Origin of the sequence: Nocardioides sp. T5 (assembly GCF_048161455.1) — a bacterium.
In the GTDB taxonomy this organism is placed as follows: domain Bacteria; phylum Actinomycetota; class Actinomycetes; order Propionibacteriales; family Nocardioidaceae; genus Nocardioides.
Genome location: NZ_CP182415.1, coordinates 2,716,778 through 2,737,167, shown reverse-complemented (window position 1 = coordinate 2,737,167; position 20,390 = coordinate 2,716,778). Strand labels below are relative to the sequence as shown.

At 71.2% G+C, this 20,390-nt stretch carries 19 protein-coding genes; all 19 read left to right on the top strand.

From position 1 onward, the window contains the following. The first annotated feature begins 9 nt into the window (after positions 1-9). The 19 genes from ACNKF0_RS13355 (at position 10) to ACNKF0_RS13265 (ending at position 20,336) form a co-directional block, all read left to right on the top strand. Positions 10-1,788, top strand: a complete 1,779-nt coding sequence (locus tag ACNKF0_RS13355) for an ABC transporter substrate-binding protein (protein ID WP_416952807.1) — start codon at positions 10-12, stop codon at positions 1,786-1,788. A 140-nt stretch (positions 1,789-1,928) separates the two neighbouring features. Further along, the gene (locus ACNKF0_RS13350) at positions 1,929-2,939 is read left to right on the top strand and encodes an ABC transporter permease (RefSeq protein ID WP_299923489.1); all 1,011 of its coding nucleotides are present in this window, start codon (positions 1,929-1,931) and stop codon (positions 2,937-2,939) included. Beyond that, positions 2,936-4,033: an ABC transporter ATP-binding protein gene (locus tag ACNKF0_RS13345; protein WP_416952805.1), complete on the top strand. Its 1,098-nt coding sequence runs from the start codon at positions 2,936-2,938 to the stop codon at positions 4,031-4,033. Before ACNKF0_RS13350 ends, ACNKF0_RS13345 begins: the two co-directional genes overlap by 4 nt. 218 nt (positions 4,034-4,251) lie before the next feature. Further along, positions 4,252-5,358: an ABC transporter ATP-binding protein gene (locus ACNKF0_RS13340; RefSeq protein WP_416958512.1), complete on the top strand. Its 1,107-nt coding sequence runs from the start codon at positions 4,252-4,254 to the stop codon at positions 5,356-5,358. A 37-nt stretch (positions 5,359-5,395) separates the two neighbouring features. Continuing rightward, complete coding sequence (locus ACNKF0_RS13335) at positions 5,396-6,763, top strand: replication-associated recombination protein A (RefSeq protein WP_416952803.1); 1,368 nt, start codon at positions 5,396-5,398, stop codon at positions 6,761-6,763. Between the two features lie 18 nt (positions 6,764-6,781). Then, positions 6,782-7,738 carry a TIGR03885 family FMN-dependent LLM class oxidoreductase gene (locus ACNKF0_RS13330; protein ID WP_299923483.1) on the top strand — a complete coding sequence of 319 codons (957 nt, stop codon included), beginning with the start codon at positions 6,782-6,784 and terminating at the stop codon, positions 7,736-7,738. A gap of 32 nt (positions 7,739-7,770) precedes the next feature. Further along, complete coding sequence (locus tag ACNKF0_RS13325) at positions 7,771-9,441, top strand: alpha-amylase family protein (RefSeq protein WP_416952800.1); 1,671 nt, start codon at positions 7,771-7,773, stop codon at positions 9,439-9,441. A 19-nt stretch (positions 9,442-9,460) separates the two neighbouring features. Further along, the gene (locus ACNKF0_RS13320) at positions 9,461-9,964 is read left to right on the top strand and encodes a hypothetical protein (RefSeq protein WP_299923477.1); all 504 of its coding nucleotides are present in this window, start codon (positions 9,461-9,463) and stop codon (positions 9,962-9,964) included. Next, the gene (locus tag ACNKF0_RS13315; RefSeq protein ID WP_299923474.1) at positions 9,964-10,254 is read left to right on the top strand and encodes a DUF6167 family protein; all 291 of its coding nucleotides are present in this window, start codon (positions 9,964-9,966) and stop codon (positions 10,252-10,254) included. Before ACNKF0_RS13320 ends, ACNKF0_RS13315 begins: the two co-directional genes overlap by 1 nt. Continuing rightward, positions 10,254-12,971, top strand: coding sequence for an alanine--tRNA ligase (gene alaS / locus ACNKF0_RS13310; RefSeq protein ID WP_299923471.1), 2,718 nt, complete (start codon positions 10,254-10,256; stop codon positions 12,969-12,971). The genes ACNKF0_RS13315 and alaS overlap by 1 nt, the downstream gene beginning before the upstream one ends. 2 nt (positions 12,972-12,973) lie before the next feature. Continuing rightward, positions 12,974-13,441, top strand: coding sequence for a Holliday junction resolvase RuvX (gene ruvX, locus ACNKF0_RS13305; RefSeq protein WP_299923468.1), 468 nt, complete (start codon positions 12,974-12,976; stop codon positions 13,439-13,441). Continuing rightward, positions 13,434-14,630, top strand: coding sequence for an endolytic transglycosylase MltG (gene mltG, locus ACNKF0_RS13300; protein WP_299923465.1), 1,197 nt, complete (start codon positions 13,434-13,436; stop codon positions 14,628-14,630). The genes ruvX and mltG overlap by 8 nt, the downstream gene beginning before the upstream one ends. Then, on the top strand, positions 14,624-15,478 hold the full coding sequence (locus ACNKF0_RS13295; RefSeq protein WP_299923462.1) for a shikimate dehydrogenase: 855 nt from the start codon (positions 14,624-14,626) through the stop codon (positions 15,476-15,478). Before mltG ends, ACNKF0_RS13295 begins: the two co-directional genes overlap by 7 nt. Positions 15,479-15,486: 8 nt before the next feature. Further along, positions 15,487-16,245: a prepilin peptidase gene (locus tag ACNKF0_RS13290; protein WP_299923459.1), complete on the top strand. Its 759-nt coding sequence runs from the start codon at positions 15,487-15,489 to the stop codon at positions 16,243-16,245. A gap of 12 nt (positions 16,246-16,257) precedes the next feature. Next, positions 16,258-17,436, top strand: a complete 1,179-nt coding sequence (gene aroC, locus ACNKF0_RS13285) for a chorismate synthase (RefSeq protein WP_416952796.1) — start codon at positions 16,258-16,260, stop codon at positions 17,434-17,436. Positions 17,437-17,449: 13 nt separating this feature from the next. After that, positions 17,450-17,950 carry a shikimate kinase gene (locus tag ACNKF0_RS13280; RefSeq protein ID WP_299923453.1) on the top strand — a complete coding sequence of 167 codons (501 nt, stop codon included), beginning with the start codon at positions 17,450-17,452 and terminating at the stop codon, positions 17,948-17,950. Next, entirely contained in the window at positions 17,947-19,122 is a 1,176-nt protein-coding gene (gene aroB, locus ACNKF0_RS13275) for a 3-dehydroquinate synthase (RefSeq protein WP_299923450.1), read from the top strand. The genes ACNKF0_RS13280 and aroB overlap by 4 nt, the downstream gene beginning before the upstream one ends. After that, positions 19,119-19,562, top strand: a complete 444-nt coding sequence (locus ACNKF0_RS13270) for a type II 3-dehydroquinate dehydratase (RefSeq protein ID WP_299923447.1) — start codon at positions 19,119-19,121, stop codon at positions 19,560-19,562. The genes aroB and ACNKF0_RS13270 overlap by 4 nt, the downstream gene beginning before the upstream one ends. 75 nt (positions 19,563-19,637) lie before the next feature. After that, a complete protein-coding gene (locus ACNKF0_RS13265; protein ID WP_299923444.1) occupies positions 19,638-20,336 on the top strand; it encodes a PKD domain-containing protein in 699 nt (232 codons plus the stop codon). Positions 20,337-20,390: the final 54 nt, after the last annotated feature.

The following is a 20,390-nucleotide window of genomic DNA, read 5'->3' as shown; positions in this document are numbered from 1 at the left end:
GGCTGGACAATGAGACGGACCAAGGCGGCGGCAGCACTCGCCACCAGCGCCGCGCTCGTGACCCTCGCCGCCTGTGGTGGCGGCGGCGGGAACGACGACGAGGGCGACAACGGCAGCGGCAGCGAAGGTTTCCAGGACGCTTCGGAGACCATCGCCAAGGACGCGGAGCGTCAGGGCCCCGCGCCCGAGGTCGACGGCGCGTCGGCCGGCGGCACCATCACGGTGTACCTGCCGGACGACCCGGGCCCCGAGGACCTCGACCCGACCAACGGCTGGTCGGTCACGGGCAACTCGATCCAGCAGGCGCTGACGCACCGCTCGCTGACCCAGTACTCCCGTGACGAGGAGTCGGGCGAGATGATCCTCGTCCCCGACCTCGCCACCGACCTGGGCCAGCCCAACGACGACTTCACGGAGTGGACCTTCACCATCCGTGAGGACGCCACGTGGGAGGACGGCAAGCCGATCACCGCGGAGGAGGTCGCCTGGGGCATCCAGCGTTCGCTCGACTCCGAGGCCTTCCCGTCCGGTCCCGGCACCGAGTACTCGAAGACCTACTTCCTCGACGCCGACTCCTACAACGGCCCTTACACCGACAAGGGCAAGGAGTACGACGGCATCACCTTCGACGAGGGTGCCCGCACGGTCACCATCAAGATGAACCAGCCCTTCCCGGACATGGACTACTGGGGCGCCTTCATGGCGATGGGCCCGGCCCCGCTCGGCAAGGTCTCCGACCCGCCGGAGTACGGTCGCAGCCCGCTGTCGACCGGCCCCTACAAGGTCGAGTCGTTCCGCCCGAGCGAGGAGCTCGTCCTCGTCAAGAACGACGCCTGGGCGGCTGACTCCGACCCGGCTCGTCACCAGTACGCCGACAAGTGGATCTTCAAGTTCGCTGCCGACCCGACCCAGACCGACGAGCTGATGCTCAGCGGCAACACCGAGTCGCAGACGGCCCTCTCGGCCAGCATCACCGCCGAGAACTACGCCAAGTTCAACTCCGACCTGGGCGAGCGTCTCGTGCAGCAGTCGGCCCAGTGCACCAGCTTCTGGGCGCCGGACTACACCAAGACCACCCCGGAGATCCGCAAGGCCCTGGCCTACGCCTACCCGTACGAGAGCGTGTGGCAGGCCTCCGGTGAGGTCCCCGGCGTGACCCGCGTGCCGGCGAACTCGGTCATGCCTCCCGGCATGGCGGGCAAGTCCGACTACCAGGTCGACGGCGAGCAGATCACCTACCAGCCCGAGAAGGCCAAGGAGATCCTGGCCGAGGCCGGCGAAGAGGGCTACGAGATCCACATGGCCTACAACACCGGTTCGCCGACTGTCGAGGCTGCCCAGAAGCAGATCGAGAAGGGTCTCACCGACTCCGGCTTCACGGTCACGTCCTACCCCGTCCCGATCGAGACCTCGCTCTACACGATCTGGACCGACCCGGACAACAAGATCAACAAGAAGCTCAACCTGCGTGGCGTCAACTGGTGCTCCGACTGGCCGTCGGGCTCGACCATGATCCCGGCTCTGCTCCGCACCGGTGCGACCTACAACACCGCGCAGTTCTCCGAGCAGGCGATCGACGACAAGATGAACGAGATCGGCACCATGGAGCTCGACCAGCAGGCTGACGCCTGGGGCGCCCTGGACGAGGAGATCGCGACCGACTACTACCCGATCATCCCGACCGCGTTCCGCAACGACCTCTTCGCCTTCGGCGAGAAGATCGGGAACCCGACCGGTGACGGTGCCCTCGGCGCGCCCAACTACAAGGATCTCTACGTCGCTCAGTGATCCTGTGGTCGACTGACTGACTGACTGGATCAGTCGACCTCGCTCCACCTCGGTGTGGGGGTCCCGTGACCCGGGGCCCCCACACCACCGTGTGTCCGGCACCGCCGGCAGCTGCTCACAACCCCCGGAGGGAAACCCTCGTGTTCGCCTATGTCGTCAAGCGCCTGCTCTCGGGCGTGGTCGTCCTCTTCCTCATCTCGATGAGCGTGTTCCTGCTGTTCTGGTACGGACCGTCGGAGCCCGCCCAGACCATCTGCGACAACGACACGAGCAACCGCTGCACGCCTGCGCGCCTCGAGGTGTTCCGCGAGAACCTCGGCTTCAACAACGCGTGGTACGAGGAGTACGGCACGTTCATGAAGGGTGTCGTGGCCGGGCGCGAGATCCAGTTCGGCAGCACCACCAAGTTCCAGTGCGACGCCCCGTGCCTGGGCTACTCCTACCGGACCAAGGCTCCGGTGTTCGAGGAGATGAAGACCCGGATGCCCGCCACCTTCTCGGTGGCCATCGGCGGCGCGTTCCTCTACCTCGCCCTCGGCATCCCCATCGGCGTCGCCGCGGCCCGAAGACGCGGGACCCTGGCCGACAAGGCACTCGTCTCGAGCTTCCTGGTCATCTCCTCCATCCCCTACTACCTGTTCGCCCTGCTGACGTGGTTGTTCCTCACCATCAGCTGGGAGATACCCCTGTTCGCCGAGACCGGCTACTTCCCGATCACCGAGAACCCAGCGAAGTGGTTCAGCGGGATGCTGCTCGCCTGGCTGGCGCTGGGCGCCTTCGGGTGCACCCAGTACACCCGCTACGCCCGTGGATCGATGGTCGAGGTGCTCAACGAGGACTACATCCGTACGGCGAAGTCCAAGGGCCTGACCTCCAACTCGGTGGTCTACCGGCACGGGCTGCGTGCAGCGCTGGTCCCGGTCATCACGATCTTCGGCATCGAGTTCGGCACCCTGCTCGCCGGTACGATCTTCACCGAGAGGATCTTCGACATCGACGGGATCGGACTGTGGGCCCTCCAGGCGGTTTCCCAGCGGGACCTGCCCGTGGTCTCGGCCACCGCCCTGTTCGGCGCCGCGGTGCTCATCATCTCCAACATCGTTGTCGACGTCGTCTACAGCATTCTCGACCCCCGAGTGAGGCTCTCGTGACCATCACGTCCCCCTCGTCCGCCGCTCCCGCCAGCGACGTCGACGGACCGTTCCTCCAGGTGGAGGACCTCACGGTGACGTTCCCGACGCAGGACGGACCCGTGCAGGCCGTGAAGGGGCTGAGCTACTCGGTCGAGCTGGGCAAGACGCTCGGCATCGTGGGCGAGTCCGGCTCCGGCAAGTCCGTCTCCAGCATGGCGGTGATGGGCCTGCACGACGCGAAGTCGAGCGAGATCACCGGCTCCATCCGCGTGGGCGGCACCGAGGTCGTCGGGCTCGCCGAGAGCCGCATGCGCAAGCTGCGCGGCAACTCGATGGCGATGATCTTCCAGGACGCCCTGGCCGCGCTGCACCCGTTCTACCGGGTCGGCGACCAGCTCGCCGAGGGCTACGCGATGCACCACCCCAAGGCGTCCAAGCGCGACGCACGTCGCCGGGCGATCGAGATGCTCGACCGCGTCGGCATCCCGCAGCCCGACCGTCGCGTCGACGACTTCCCCCACCAGTTCTCCGGCGGCATGCGCCAGCGCGCCATGATCGCGATGGGCCTGATCAACGACCCGTCGCTGCTGATCGCCGACGAGCCGACCACCGCGCTCGACGTGACGGTCCAGGCGCAGATCCTCGACCTGCTGCAGGACCTGCAGCGTGAGTTCAACTCGGCGGTCATCATCATCACCCACGACCTCGGCGTCATCGCCGAGATGGCTGACGACGTGCTCGTGATGTACGCCGGCCGCTGCGTGGAGTTCGGCACCACCAAGGAGATCCTGACCAAGCCCGAGATGCCCTACTCGTGGGGTCTCCTCTCCAGCATCCCCGAGGTCGGTGCGTCCACCGACGCGCGCCTCATCCCGATCCCGGGCAACCCGCCGAGCCTGCTCAAGCCGCCGTCGGGCTGCTCCTTCCACCCTCGGTGCGCCCACCGGGACAAGGTGCCCGGCGACCTGTGCGTCACCGAGCTGCCCGAGCTCACGTCGGCGAGCAACCGCGCCGCTCACCTCAAGCGGTGCCACCTGCCCAACCCCCAGGAGATCTACCAGACGGAAGTGCTGCCGGAGATCGCCCCCGACCTCGCCGAGGAGACCCGATGAGCCAGGACCCCAACGCGAAGGTGGCGGTCGACGCCAGCGAGGTCGGTGCCAATGCGGCGGAGACGGGCGAGCGCGACCTGTCGCACCACACCGACGTCGTGGACGACCACGAGGTCGCGGGCGAGGCGCCGGGCTTCCACGCCCTGGCGGAGCACGGGCACGTCGCCACCGCGCTCGACCCCGACGCCGAGCCCATCATCAGCGTCGACAACCTCAAGATGTACTTCCCCGTCAAGTCCTCCGGTCTCGTCCGGCGCACGGTCGGCCACGTGCAGGCGGTGGACGGGGTGTCGTTCCAGGTGCCGCGCGGCGGCTCGCTCGGCCTGGTCGGCGAGTCCGGTTGCGGCAAGTCCACGACCGGTCGGCTGATCACGCGTCTCTACACGCCGACCGGCGGGTCGATGATGTTCGAGGGCCAGGACCTGGCCAAGCTCTCCAACCGCGAGATGCGACCCCTGCGCCGTGACGTGCAGATGATCTTCCAGGACCCCTACACCTCGCTCAACCCCCGTCACACCGTCGGCTCGATCGTGGGGGCGCCGCTCGCGGTCCACAACGTCGTGCCGAAGAACAAGATCCTGTCGCGGGTGCAGGAGCTGCTCGAGGTCGTGGGCCTCAACCCGGAGCACTACAACCGCTACCCCAACGAGTTCTCCGGCGGCCAGCGCCAGCGCATCGGCATCGCGCGGGCGCTCACCCTCAACCCCAAGCTCCTGGTGGCCGACGAGCCGGTCTCGGCCCTCGACGTGTCGATCCAGGCGCAGGTCGTCAACCTGCTGCAGGACCTGCAGAAGGAATTCGACATCGCGTTCCTGTTCATCGCCCACGACCTCGCGGTGGTGCGTCACTTCTGCCCCGAGGTGGCCGTGATGTACCTCGGCAAGATCGTCGAGATCGGTGACCGCGAGACCATCTACGGCCACGCCCACCACCCGTACACGCAGGCGCTGCTCTCGGCCGTGCCCGACGTGAAGCAGGCCGCCATCGGTGGTCGGCGCGAGCGCATCCGGCTCGAGGGTGACGTGCCCAGCCCGATCAACCCGCCGTCGGGGTGCCGGTTCCGCACCCGGTGCCAGTTCGCCCAGGAGATCTGCGCGAAGGTCGAGCCGCCGCTCCTGCAGATCGGCAAGCGCCACAAGGTGGCCTGCCACTTCGCCGGCGAGCTGGGTGCCCACCCGGCGACCCCGGTCACCACCGACCTGCTCGCCGTCGACGACCAGGGCAGCCCGGTGCCGGGTGCCACGCCGACCAACGAGCAGCTCACCATCCCGGGCTACGAGAAGACCTGGTACGACCTGGAGTCCAAGCAGACCACGGGGGCCTGAGGCCGCCGCCTGACGCGGTCGGGGGATACTTCCCGGCGTGGACGGCTTGTTCGAGATTCCGGGCGCGGGGCAACCCGCGCCCGGAGCCGTACCCAGCGCCGGCTCGCTCGGTGCCAACACCCATGCCTCGGCGCCGCTGGCCGTGCGGATGCGTCCGCGCACGATCGACGAGCTCGTCGGCCAGCAGCAGCTGCGGGCCGCGGGCTCACCGCTGCGCCGGCTGATCGAGGGCGACCAGTCGATGTCGCTGCTGCTCTGGGGGCCCCCGGGCACCGGCAAGACGACCATCGCGGCGATCGTGAGCCAGCAGACGCGGCGCAGGTTCGTGGAGGTGTCGGCCGTCGCCGCGGGCGTGAAGGAGGTGCGCGCCGCGATCGACGGCGCCCGCGCCGAGCTCGCCCGGGGTGGGCAGGAGACCGTCCTGTTCGTCGACGAGGTGCACCGCTTCACCAAGGCCCAGCAGGACGCGCTGCTGCCGGGGGTGGAGAACCGGTGGGTCACCCTGATCGCCGCCACCACCGAGAACCCCTTCTTCTCCGTCATCAGCCCGCTGCTGTCGCGCAGCCTGCTGCTGCGGCTGCAGTCGCTCACCGACGACGACGTCGCGGAGGTGATCGACCAGGCGCTGGCCGACGAGCGCGGGCTGGCCGGCGGCACCACGCTCGACGAGGACGCCCGTGCGCACCTCGTACGACTGGCGGGCGGTGACGCGCGGCGTGCCCTGACCTACCTCGAGGCAGCCGCCGGCGCCGCGGCGAGCAACGGTCACGCCGCGATCGACCTCGCCACCGCCGAGACCGCCGTCGACCAGGCCGCCGTGCGCTACGACCGGCAGGGCGATCAGCACTACGACGTCATCTCCGCCTTCATCAAGTCCATCCGCGGCTCCGACCCCGACGCCGCGCTGCACTACCTCGCGCGCATGATCGAGGCGGGGGAGGACCCGCGGTTCATCGCCCGGCGCCTGGTCGTGCACGCGAGCGAGGACGTCGGCCTGGCCGACCCGACCGCGCTGCAGGCGGCCGTCGCCGCGGCGCAGGCCGTGCAGCTGATCGGCATGCCTGAGGCCCGGATCAACCTCGCGCAGGCCACCATCCACCTCGCCGTCGCGCCCAAGTCCAACGCGGTGATCACCGCGATCGACGCAGCGATCTCCGACGTGCGGGCCGGCAAGATCGGCCAGGTGCCCGCCCACCTGCGCGACGCGCACTACGGAGGCGCCAAGGACCTCGGCCACGGCAAGGGCTACGCCTACCCGCACGACGAGCCCTACGGCGTGGCCGAGCAGCAGTACCTCCCCGACGTCCTCGTCGACGCCAGCTACTACCGGCCGACGGCGCTGGGGGCCGAGGCCGGGGTGAAGGAGCGCTGGGAGCGCGTACGACGCATCGTGCGGGGTGGCTGACGCGGCTACGGTGGCGACATGCGCCTCGGATTCCACGCCTCCCACGAGCAGATCGCGCCGTCGCAGCTGCTCACCGATGTCCAGCACGCCGAGCGGGCCGGGTTCGACATGGCCATGTGCTCGGACCACTTCGGCCCCTGGAGCCGCCGGCAGGGTCACTCCGGCTATGCCTGGTCCTGGTTGGGGGCGGCGCTCGCCACGACGGGGCTCGAGCTCGGCTGCGTGTGCGCCCCGGGTCAGCGCTACCACCCCGCCGTCGTGGCGCAGAAGATCGCCACCCTCGCGGAGATGTTCCCCGGGCGGTTCTGGACCGCGTTGGGGAGTGGCGAGGCCAGCAACGAGCACATCACCGGTGAGCGGTGGCCCCGGAAGGAGGTGCGGACCCGACGGCTCGAGGAGTGCGTCGAGGTGATCCAGCGCCTGCTCGACGGCGAGGAGGTCAGCCACGACGGTCTCATCACTGTCGATCGGGCGCGCCTCTGGGACGTCCCGGCGGTGCGGCCCCGCCTCATCGGCCCGGCGGTGTCCGTCCCGTCCGCTGCGAGGGTGGCCGCGTGGGCCGACGGTCTCGTCACGATCAACCAGCCCGTCGACGTGCTGCGCGACATCGTGGCGGCCTATCGCGACGCGGGCGGCCGTGGACCGCTCGCGCTCCAGGTGCACCTGTCGTGGGCTCCGACGAGCGAGGAGGCGAACGCCATCGCCTTCGACCAGTGGCGCAGCAACGTCTTCACCGAGCCGGTGAACTGGGACACCGAGACCCCGGAGGGGTTCGACGTCATGGCCGAGCACGTCGACATGGAGGCGGTGCGCGGCGCCGTCGAGGTGTCTGATGACCTCGCGTGGCACCGCGACCGGATCGCCGAGCTGGCCTCCGTGGGCTTCGACGACGTCTACCTCCACTTCGTGGGCCAGCAGCAGGAGGGTTTCCTCGACACCTTCGGCGAGCACGTCCTCCCCGCCCTCCGGGGCTGACGCCGACGTCCGGTGTCTGCTTGTCTGGTCCGGTGAGAGTGACCGACACGAGCGACCTGTGGTGGAAGAGCGCAGTGATCTACTGCCTCGACGTCGAGACCTTCTACGACGCCGACGGCGACGGGACCGGCGACCTGGAGGGCCTGGCGCAGCGCATCGACTACCTCGCCGAGCTCGGCATCACCTGCCTGTGGCTCATGCCGTTCTATCCCAGCCCGGACCGCGACGACGGCTACGACCTGACCGACTTCTACGGCGTCGACCCGCGCCTGGGCAACCACGGCCAGCTGGTCGAGGTGATCCGCACCGCGCACGACCGCGGCATCAACGTGATCGCCGACCTGGTGGTCAACCACACCTCCGACCGGCACCCGTGGTTCCAGGCGGCGCGGCGCAGCACGTCGAACCGCTATCGCGACCACTACGTCTGGCGTGACACCGAGCCCCCGGACACGTCGAAGCTCGTCGTCTTCCCCGACCGGGAGGACTCCATCTGGGAGCTCGACGACCGCACGGGGGAGTGGTACCTCCACAACTTCTACAAGCACCAGCCCGATCTCAACCTCGCCAACCCCGAGGTGGTCGATGAGATCCTGCGGGTCGTCGGGTTCTGGCTGGAGCTGGGGTTCGACGGCTTCCGGGTCGACGGCATCCCGTTCCTGGAGCAGAACGCGAAGAACATCGGTGACCCGGCGCTGGTCGTCGACCCGCACGAGCTGATGCGGACCATCCGCAGCTTCCTCAACCGTCGCGCCGGCCACGCGATGATGCTGGGCGAGGTCAACCTGGCGCACGCGCAGCAGCTGGCGTTCTTCGGCGGCGAGGCGGCCGACGAGCTGCAGATGCAGTTCGACTTCATCGGGATGCAGGCGACCTACCTCGCGCTGGCCAGGGAGGACGCAGGTCCGATCGTCACCGCGCTCGAGGAACGCCCGGCCATCGGGGCCACCTGCCAGTGGGCGACGTTCCTGCGCAACCACGACGAGCTCACCCTCGACAAGATCTCCGACGCCGAGCGCCAGGAGGTCTTCGCGGCCTTCGGGCCGGAGCCGGAGATGCAGCTCTACGACCGCGGCCTGAAGCGGCGGCTCCCCACCATGCTCGGCGGCGACCCCCGTCGGATCCGGATGGCCTACAGCCTGATGTTCTCCCTCCCCGGCACGCCGACGCTCTACTACGGCGAGGAGATCTGCATGGGCGAGGACCTCGAGGCCGAAGGCCGCATGGCCGTACGCACCCCGATGCAGTGGAGCGGCGGGCGCAACGGCGGGTTCTCCACCGCCGCGCCCTCCCGTCTCGTGCAGCGGGTCGTTCCGGACGCCTACGGGCCCGAGCACGTCAACGTCGTGTCGCAGATGCACGACCCGGAGTCGCTGTGGAGCTTCATGCGCAAGCTGATCAGCATCCGGCGCACCTGTCCCGAGCTGGGGTGGGGGACGTGGAGCGTGGTCGAGCAGCCGTCCGCCCAGGTGCTGGTGCAGCGGTGCCAGCTCGACGGCAGCGCCGTCGTGACGGTGCACAACCTCGGTGCCGAGCCCGTCGTCGTCGACGTACCGGTCGATCCGCGCGACGAGGACCTCGAGGCGGTGGACCTGATGGCCGAGGAGGTGGTGACCGGGGCCGCGACGACGCGCGTGGCGCTGGACGGCTACGGGTTCCGCTGGCTGCGGGTGCGCCCGACGGGTGACCTCTCGATCCCATGAGGCTTGTAGGCTCGGCGCCGTGACGAACGAGCAGGTGGGGCTGGCGGCAGCCGGTGCGGTGGCGCTGGTGGCGCTCGTCGTCGCCCTGCTCGCGCAGCGCCGCGCCCGCCGCGCCGAGGCGCTGGTGTCGTCGCTGGCCGAGCGTGTCGCCCTGGTGTCGACCCCCGCCGCCCAGGCGCCCCCCGTCGCCGACAGCGGCACGACCGCCTTCGTGATCACCGAGGTGGGAGCGTCCGACGACGAGCCCGACGAGGCACCCGGTGCCGCTGCGGCGGTGCCCGTGGCCCGGCCCACCGACGGCCGGCTCTTCACCGACATCGTCGCGCGCGAGACGGTGGTGAAGGCCGCCGGCTGGACCCACGGCCTGCGCCGCGCCCTGTCGCCCGAGACGCGCAACCGGATCCGGTTCGCGGTGCGGCAGGAGACCAGGGTCGCCGGACGCGAGCGCCGCGCGGAGATGAAGCAGGCCCTGCGTGAGTTCCGCGCCCGCGAGCGCGCAGCCGTGCGGGAGGACGTCGCCTGATGGGTCGCCCTCTCTGGTTCGTCGCCGGGGCGGGGGTCGGGGTGTACGCCGCTGCCCGCGCCCGCCGCGCCGCCGAGTCCCTCACCGCCGACGGCCTGCGCGACCGGGTCCGCGGCTGGCAGGCCGGTGCCCGGGTCTTCGCCGAGGAGGTCCAGCAGGGCCGCACCGAGCGCGAAACCGAGTTGCGCGAGCAGCTCGGGCTGAGGCCCCATGGACCACCCGAGCTCTCGAGTGGTTTCGAGGCTCGCACCGCTCGCCCCTCAACCACCGACGCAGAGAAGGACCACTGATGGACACCGCCGAGATCCGCCGCCGCTTCCTCGCGCACTTCGAGGCCGCCGGACACGCCGTGGTGCCCTCCGCCTCGACCCTCGCCGACGACCCCAACCTGCTGTTCGTCAACGCCGGCATGGTGCCGTTCAAGCCCTACTTCCTCGGGCAGGAGACGCCGCCGTTCGACCGCGCGACGAGCGTCCAGAAGTGCATCCGCACGCCCGACATCGAGGACGTCGGCAAGACCACCCGGCATGCCACCTTCTTCGAGATGTGCGGCAACTTCTCCTTCGGCGACTACTTCAAGGAGGGCGCCATCGAGCTGGCGTGGTCGCTGGTCACCAACTCCGTGGAGGAGGGCGGCTACGGCCTGGACAAGGAACGCCTCTACCCGTCAGTGCTGGTCGGCGACGAGGAGGCCATCGGCCTCTGGATGAAGGTCACCGGGCTGCCCCGCGAACGGATCGTCCAGCTCGGCCCCAAGGAGAACTACTGGTCGATGGGCGTGCCCGGACCCGGTGGACCGTGCTCGGAGATCCTCTTCGACCGCGGCCCCGAGTTCGGCCCGGACTTCGACGTCGCCACCCTCGGTCCCGACATGCCGGTCGAGCTCGAGGACCGACTCCTGGAGATCTGGAACCTCGTCTTCATGCAGGACGACCTGAGCGCCGTGCGATCGAAGTCCGATTTCGACATCGCCGGCTCGCTGCCGAAGAAGAACATCGACACGGGCATGGGCCTCGACCGCGTCGCCCTGCTGCTCCAGGGCAAGAAGAACATGTACGAGATCGACATCGTCTACCCCGTCATCGCGCGGGCCGAGGAGCTGACCGGCAAGAAGTACGGCGTCGATCGTGCCGACGACGTTCGCTTCTGCGTGGTTGCCGACCACGTCCGGTCCTCGATGATGCTCATCGGCGACGGCGTCACCCCCGGCAACGACGGACGTGGCTACGTCCTGCGCCGGCTGCTGCGCCGCGCGGTGCGCTCCATGCGCCTGCTGGGCTGCGAGGACCGCGTGCTGCCCGAGCTGATGCCCCTCTCCCGCGACGTGATGGGGCCGGTCTACGGCAACCTGGTCTCCGACTGGGAGCGCATCTCGCAGGTGGCCTACGCCGAGGAGGACGCGTTCCGCAAGACGCTGCAGGCCGGCACCCAGATCTTCGACACCGCCGCGTCCGAGGTGAAGACGTCAGGCGGGACCACGCTGTCCGGTGAGCGGGCCTTCGCCCTGCACGACACCTACGGCTTCCCCATCGACCTCACGCTCGAGATGGCGGCCGAGCAGGGCCTCGCCGTCGACGAGCAGGGCTTCCGCGGCCTGATGGCCGAGCAACGCGAGCGCGCCAAGGCCGACGCCCGCGCCAAGAAGGGCGCCCACGGCGACACGGCCGTCTACCGCGGCGTCTTCGACGAGCACGGCCCCACCGAGTGGCTCGCCTACGAGACGCTGGAGACGGAGTCGAAGCCGCTCGCCCTCCTCAGCGGAGGTTCACCGGTGACGCGGCTGGCCGAGGGCGAGGTCGGCGAGCTGGTGCTCGACCGCACCCCGTTCTACGCCGAGTCCGGCGGCCAGGTCGCCGACGCCGGCACGATCGTCTTCGACGGCGGACGGCTCGAGGTGCTCGACGTCCAGCGCCCCATCAAGGGTCTCGTCGTCCACCAGGTGCGCGTGCTCGAGGGCGAGCTGGTTTCGACAGGCTCAACCGGCGAGAAGGGGCTGCTCCACGCCCGCGTTGACCCCGAGTGGCGCACCGGCGCCCGTCAGGCGCACTCCGGCACCCACGTCGTGCACGCCGCGCTGCGCGAGGTGCTCGGCCCGACCGCGCTGCAGTCCGGCTCCTACAACCGCCCCGGCTACCTCCGTCTCGACTTCGGCTGGACCTCGGCGCTCAGCCCCGAGCAGGTGCGCGACATCGAGCTCGTCTCCCAGCAGGCGCTGCGCGCCGACCTGCCGGTGTCGTGGGACTACATGACGCTCGAGCGGGCCAAGGAGTGGGGCGCGATCGCCCTGTTCGGCGAGACCTACGACAACACCAAGGTCCGGGTCGTCGAGATCGGCGGACCCTGGTCGCGCGAGCTCTGCGGCGGCACGCACGTCGACCACGCCTCGCAGATCGGCACCGTCGTGGTCACCGGCGAGACGAGCGTGGGGTCGGGCAACCGGCGCATCGAGGCGCTCACCGGCGTGGAGGGCTTCGGCTACCTCGCCCGCGAGCGCGACGTCGTCGCCCAGCTCACCGGCCTGCTCAAGACCCAGCCCGACGACCTCGTCGGCCGCGTGCAGGGCCTCACCGAGCGGCTGCGCGCCGCGGAGAAGGAGCTGGAGAAGGCCCGCCTCGCCCAGCTCCTCGGCGCGAGCGCCGACCTGGCTGCCGGTGCGGCGCAGGTCGGTCCCGTCAAGGTCGTGGCCCACCGCGCCGACGGCGCCGGCGGGGGTGACGTACGCAACCTGGCGATGGACGTGCGTGGCCGGCTCCCTCAGGGTGAGCCCGGCGTCGTGGTCATCATCGGTCAGGCCGACGGCAAGGTGTCGGTCGTGGCCGCCACCAACGACGCGGCACGGGCGCGCGGGTTGTCCGCCGGCGAGCTGGTCCGCTCGGTCGGACCGTTGCTCGGCGGCAAGGGCGGCGGCAAGGACGACGTCGCCCAGGGCGGCGGCACCGACGCCTCGCGCATCGACGAGGCCCTCGAGCTCGTCACCCGTGAGGTCGCCGCGAGGGCGCAGGTCTGAGCGTGCGGTTCGGAGTGCGGCTGGGCGTCGACCCGGGGGATGCCCGGATCGGCGTCGCCAGCAGCGACCCCTCCGGGTTCCTCGCCACGCCGGTCGAGACGGTGCGCAGCGGCGGGGGCGACGTACGTCGTCTTGCGCAGCTGGTGACCGAGCTCGGGGCGGTCGAGGTCGTGGTCGGCCTGCCGCGCTCCCTCAACGGGACCGAGGGGCCTGCCGCGGCGAAGGCGCGTGCGCTCGCCGGGCGGCTGGCCCGCCGAGTTGCCCCCGTGCCCGTCAGGCTGTGTGATGAACGACTGACCACGGTGTCGGCCGAGTCGATCCTGCGCGAGCAGGGCCGGCGCGGGGCCAAGCGACGCGCCGTGGTGGATCAGGCAGCCGCTGTGCTGATCCTGCAGACTGCACTCGACACGGAGCGGTCGAGCGGGCAGCCACCGGGAGAGATCGTCGAGGTGACGGAGACAGATGACTGAGCACGAGGGCCGGGCGGACGAGGCCGTGCGTCCGGACGAGCGCGAGGAGCTCGACGAGCTCGAGGACCGCGACTACGTCCCGGGCGGCAGGCGCCGCAAGGGACGCGGTCTCAAGGGCTGCGTCGCCGTCCTGGTCGCCCTCGTCGTGCTCCTCGGGGGCTTCTACGTCGCGCTGACCCAGGGCGTCTCCTGGGTCGCCGACCAGTTCCAGGGTCCCGACGACTATCCCGGGCCCGGCACCGGCTCCGTCGAGTTCACCGTCAACGAGGGCGACTCCACCGCCCAGATCGGTCGCAACCTCAAGGCCGACGGCGTCACCAAGTCCGTCCAGGCCTTCATCGACGCCGCCGCCGGGGAGCCCGACGCGGCCGGCATCCAGGTCGGCGCCTACGAGCTCCAGAAGGAGATGAAGGCCGCCGACGCCCTCGAGGTCCTCATCGACCCCGACAACCTCATCGGCTTCCCGACCGTCACGATCCCCGAGGGCCTGCGGCTCACCGAGATCGTCTCGACGCTGGCGCAGAACACCGACTTCCCCGAGCGCGCCTGGAACCGCGCGCTCCAGCAGCCCGACCGCCTCGGCCTGCCCGACTACGCCGAGGGCAACGCCGAGGGGTACCTGTTCCCCGCGACCTACGAGGTCAAGCCGGGGATGAAGCCGGTCCGCATCCTCAAGATGATGGTCGACCGCTGGCGCGAGGCGGCCGACGCCGCCGGCCTGGAGGAGCGGGCCGCCGAGCTGGGCAAGACGCCCGGCGAGCTGATGATCATCGCCTCCCTCATCGAGGCCGAGGGCCGCGGCGACGACATGCCCAAGATCTCGCGGGTCATCTACAACCGCCTCGACGGTCCCGGCGACAAGGGCGGCACCAACGGCACGCTCGGCATCGACGCCTCGATCGCCTACGGGCTCGGGCTCTCGCCCGGCTCGACCGAGCTGACCCCCGAGCAGCTCGCGGAAGACACGCCCTACAACACGCGCATCAACGCCGGCCTCCCGCCGACGCCGATCGAGGCCCCGGGTGACGACGCCATCGCGGCGGCGGCCAACCCGGCCGACGGGCCCTGGTACTACTACGTCACCGTCAACCTGGAGACCGGCGAGACGAAGTTCTACGAGGACTACGACGACTTCCTGGTCGGACGCGACGAGTACAAGACCTACTGCGAGACCTCGGACCGGTGCTGACCCGCCGGTGCGGCGTGCTGGGCGACCCGATCGCCCACTCGCTGTCGCCGGTGCTGCACCGAGCGGCGTACGCCGAGCTCGGGCTGGACTGGGCCTACGACGCCCACCGGGTGGCCTCCGGTGGGCTCGGGGCCTTCCTCGACGGGCTCGACCCCGAGTGGCGCGGGTTGTCGCTCACCATGCCCCTCAAGCGTGAGGCGCTTCCGCTGGTCGACCGGCTCAGTGACCGGGCGCGCCTGGCGGGGGCGGTGAACACCGTGGTCCTCGAGGACGATGGCACCCGCTCGGGGGACAACACCGACCTGCCGGGTGCCGTCGCCGCGATCCGGGAGCGTACGACGTCCCCGCTGGCGACGGCGGCGATCCTCGGCGGCGGCGCCACGGCCACGTCGGTCGGGCTGGCGCTGGCCGACCTCGGCGTGTCGCTGATCAGGCTGGCGGTGCGTGACGCGGCCCGCGCCGAGGAGACCGTGACCGCCCTGCGCGCCCACCCGGCTGCTCCGGAGGTGGTCGTCGAGCCACTGGAGGGCGGACAGTGGAGCATCGGGCCCGACCTACGGGCCGCGGGCTCCACCGTCGACATCGTGGTCTCGACCATCCCCGCGTCGGCGCAGACCCCCGAGCTGGTCGCCGGTTGCGCCGACGTGGCGGCCGTCTTCGACGTCCTCTACGCCCCGTGGCCGACCCCGCTGGCCGCCTCGGCCGACGGACGGGTGCTCGTCGGCGGTCTCGACCTCCTCGTCCACCAGGCGGCGCTGCAGGTCGAGCTGTTCACCGGTCTGGTCGCTCCGCTGTCGGTGATGCGAGAAGCAGGCGAACGCGCCCTCGCGGCGCGCAGTGCCGGTTGAATGTCCCCGTGACCGACACCGTGCTCGACCCCGCGCTCGCCGCGCTCGTCGCGGCCGTGCTCGCCGGGCTGGGCGGGCTGCTGGTGCCGCGACTGATCGCGCGGGTGCCGGAGCCCGCCCCCCAGCCCGCCGCCGTACCCGTGCCGGCGGACGGCGCCCACGCGGACGAGCCGCCCAAGATGCTCTACGCCGAGATCGCGGCGCGGCCCGGGCTCGCGTGGCGGAGCGGGCTGCTCTCGGCCGCCGCCGGCGCGTTGCTCGGCGCCGCCACCGGTCTCGACTGGCCGCTGCTGTGGCTGGTGCCGCTCACCCCGGTCGCGGTCGCGCTGTCCGTCATCGACTGGCACACCCGGCTGCTGCCCCGCGTCGTCGTCGTACCCGCGACCCTCGCCGCGGTCGTCGTGGTCACGGCCGTGGCGCTGGCCACCGGGGAGCGTGACGCGCTCGTGCGCGCCCTCGTCGCGATGGTGATCGCGCGCTCGTTCTTCTGGGTGCTGTGGTTCGTGCGGTCGGCCGGCATGGGCTTCGGTGACGTCCGGCTGGCGGCGCCGGTGGGGTTGGTGCTCGGCTGGACCGGCTGGGGCGCGCTGGCGATCGGGCTGTGGGCCAGCTTCATGCTCTTCGTCGTCCCGGCGCTGGTGGTGCTGATGGCGCGGCGGGACCGCAGCCTGCTGAAGAAGTCGTTCCCCTTCGGCCCGTTCATGGTCGGCGGGGCGCTGGTGGGTCTCGTCTGGGGGACCGCGCTCGCTGGGCGCATCTGGGGCTGAGAGACTTCACCCATGCTCCGATGGCTCACAGCAGGCGAGTCCCACGGTCCCTCGCTGGTGGCGATCCTCGAGGGGCTGCCCGCCCACGTCCGCGTCACGACCGACGACCTCGCCGAATCCCTGGCCCGCCGCCGGCTCGGCTACGGCCGCGGTGCACGGATGAAGTTCGAGCAGGACCAGGTTCGGGTGCTCGGCGGTGTGCGCCACGGCGAGACCCAGGGCGGCCCGGTCGCCATCGAGGTCGGCAACACCGAGTGGCCGAAGTGGGAGAAGGTCATGTCGGCCGACCCCGTCGACCCCGTCGAGCTCGAGGCGCTGGCCCGCAACGCCCCGCTGACGCGGCCCCGCCCCGGTCACGCCGACCTCGTGGGCATGCAGAAGTACGCCTTCGACGAGGCCCGTCCCATCCTCGAGCGCGCGTCGGCCCGCGAGACCGCGGCCCGCGTCGCCCTCGGCCGGGTGGCGTCCAACTTCCTCGAGCAGGCCGTCGGTGCGCGGATCGTCTCGCACGTCGTCTCGCTCGGAGGCGTCAAGGCGCCCGCCGGCCTCGTGCCCGCTCCCGACGACGTCGAGCGGCTCGACGCCGACGAGGTCCGGTGCCTCGACCCCGAGGCGAGCGCGGCGATGGTCGCCCGCATCGACCAGGCCCACAAGGACGGCGACACCCTCGGCGGTGTCGTCGAGGTGGTCGTCCACGGTCTCCCGCCGGGCCTCGGCTCGCACGTGCACTGGGACCGCCGGCTCGACGCCAGGCTCGCCGGGGCACTGATGGGCATCCAGGCGATCAAGGGCGTCGAGGTCGGCGACGGCTTCGAGCTCGCCGACACCCCCGGCTCGCTCGCCCACGACGAGATCGTCACGACCGACGACGGCCTGCGCCGTACCTCCGGACGCTCCGGCGGCACCGAGGGCGGCATGTCCACCGGCGAGGTGCTCCGGGTGCGGGCCGCCATGAAGCCGATCGCCACCATCCCGAAGGCCCTGCGCACCGTGGACGTGGCCACCGGCGAGGCGACCGTCGCCCACCACCAGCGCTCCGACGTGTGCGCCGTCCCCGCCGCAGGGATCGTCGCCGAGGCCATGGTCGCGCTCGTGCTCGCCGACGCCGTGGTGGAGAAGTTCGGCGGCGACTCGGTGCAGGAGACGCGGCGCAACGCCTCGTCCTACCTCGACACCCTGCGATTCCGATGAGGGGGGTCCGCTGATGGCCCCTCGCGTCGTCCTCGTCGGCCCGATGGGGGCCGGCAAGACGACGGTCGCCGGCCTGCTCGGCGAGGCGTGGGACCTGCCCGTCCGCGACACCGACGCCGACATCGAGTCGAGCACCGGTCGCGAGATCTCCGACATCTTCGTGGAGTCGGGGGAGGACCACTTCCGCGACCTCGAGGCTGCCGCGGTGGCCGCAGCCTTGGCCGAGCACGACGGCGTCCTGGCGCTGGGCGGAGGTGCGGTCCTGCGCCCCGAGACGCGCGAGCTGCTGGCCGGGCTCCCGGTGGTGTTCCTCCGGGTCGGCCTCTCCGACGCGGTGAAGCGGGTCGGCCTCGGGGTCGGGCGACCGCTGCTGCTCGGCAACGTGCGCTCCCGCATCAAGGCCCTGCTGGACGAGCGCACCCCGGTCTACGAGTCGGTGGCCGCGCACAGCGTCGACACCGACGGCCGAACGGCGGCCGAGGTGGCGGCCGAGGTTCGGAGGCTGGTCGGATGACCAAGCGCCAGACCCGCAGGCAGCACCGGTCCCAGCAACAGCAGGACCAGCGGGCTGACCACGCCGCCCCGACGGCCGGCGACACCGTCGTGCACGTGGGTGGCGCCTCGCCGTACGACGTCGTCATCGGCCACGGGCTGGCCGGGCGGCTCCCCACGCTGCTCGGCGAGTCGGTCGAGCGGGTCGCGGTGCTCTACGCCGGCACGCTCGGTGCGCTCGCCGACCCGGTGGTCGACGCGCTGGTCGAGCACTACGACGTCCTCGCGCTCGGCCTCCCCGACGGTGAGCGGGCCAAGACCGCGCCCGTGGCCTCCGACTGCTGGGAGGCTCTGGGAGAGGCCGGCTTCACCCGTTCCGACGCGGTCGTGACCATCGGCGGGGGAGCCACGACCGACCTCGGCGGCTTCGTCGCCGCGACCTGGCTGCGCGGCGTACGCGTCGTCCACGTGCCCACGACGCTGCTCGCCATGGTCGACGCCGCGGTCGGTGGCAAGACCGGCATCAACACCGGCGCCGGGAAGAACCTCGTCGGCTCGTTCCACGAGCCCGCCGGCGTCCTGTGCGACCTGGCCCTGCTGGAGTCGCTGCCCCACGAGGAGCTCGTCGCGGGGATGGGGGAGGTCGTGAAGTGCGGCTTCATCGCCGACCCCGCCATCCTCGACGTCGTCGAGCGCACCGACCCGGCCGCGCTGACCTGGGACTCCGCCGAGCTGCGCGAGCTCGTCGAGCGGGCGATCCGGGTCAAGGTCGACGTCGTCGTCGACGACCTCAGGGAGACCGGCGGCGCCGACGGCCACCCGGGCCGTGAGGTGCTCAACTACGGCCACACCCTCGCCCACGCGATCGAGCGCACCAGCGACTACACCGTCCGCCACGGCGAGGCGGTCGCCATCGGGTGCGTCTACGTCGCCGAGCTCGCGTCCCGCGCCGGCTCGCTCGACCCCGCGCTCGTCGAGCGGCACCGGGCGGCGTTCGCCCGCGTCGGGCTGCCGACGTCCTACGACGCCGCCACCTTCGACGACCTGCACGCGGCGATGAAGGTCGACAAGAAGGCACGCGGCTCCCAGCTGCGCTTCGTGGTGCTCGACGACCTCGCCGCGCCGCGCATCCTCGCCGGCCCGGGCGAGGACGACCTCCGGGCGGCCTACGCCGCGATCGGAGCCCCGTCGTGAAGGTCCTCGTCCTCAACGGCCCCAACCTGGGGCGGCTCGGCCGTCGGCAGCCGGAGATCTACGGGTCGACCACCCACGCCGAGCTCGCCCACCAGTGCGTGGAGTGGGGTCGGGCGCTGGGGCTCGAGGTCGAGGTGCGCCAGACCAACCACGAGGGCGAGCTGCTCGACTGGCTCAACGCCGCGGCCGACGACGGCGTACGCGTCGTGCTCAACGCCGGCGCGTGGACCCACTACTCCCTCGCGCTCTGGGACGCCTGCGCCCAGCTCACCGCGCCCCTGGTCGAGGTGCACATCTCCGACCCGAAGCAACGCGCGGAGGAGTTCCGGCACACCTCCGTCATCGAGCCGCACGCCGTGGCCACGATCGCCGGGCAGGGGATCGACGGTTACCGCCAGGCGCTGGAAGTGGTGGCAGCTGCCGACGGAGGCCACCCCTAGGGGTGTATCACCGGCCGACGGCGCATCTCCTTTACCTTGAGGGCGCTGAGGGGCGCCCACCCGGAGGTGTTCCACATGTCCAGCGTCGTCCACACCTGGCGGAGGCCCGCCGTCCCGGCCCTGATCTTCGTCCTCACGGCCCTGCTGCTCGTCCCGGGCGTGGCGTCGGCGGCGCCACCGGTGGCCGAGTCGGGTCCTGACGTCACCGTGGTCGCGGGGGCCTCCGCGCAGCTCTCCGGAAGCGTGAGCGATCCGGACGGTGACGCGCTGGAGATCCGCTGGATGGCCACGGTCGTCACCCAGGGCGACGTCTCGTCCTGCACCTTCAGCGGTCCGTGGAGCTGGGCGCCGGTGACGCCCCAGGGGCTCTCGCCGTCATTGAGCTGCACGGAGCCGGGGTCCTACCTCCTGCAGCTGGTCGTCGGCGACGGCACCTCCTCCGACGACGACACCGGGGCACTCGTCACCTTCACCGACCCGGACACGAGCCCGGCGACCTGCACCTTCCGGTCGTGGTCCAAGCGCTTGACGAGCCTCAGGATCGGCGATGCGCAGTCCGGGGTGTCGTCCTACACCGTGCTGCACACCTACAACCTGACGCTGGAGCCGATGTCCGGCACGTGGGCCCCGCCCACCTCGTCGACGACCCTCCAGTGGTCCCGACCGAGGCGCGGGGCGGGTCTGGCGCTCATCAGCCACACCAACGGCGCGGGGCTCAGCGGCGAGTGCGTGGTGCTCGTACGCCGCGACGGAACCGCCAGGGTCACGGGCTGACGGTGTCGCGCCTCGGCAGGTCGCTGAGCCCTCCGCGGGACCCGTCTGGACCTG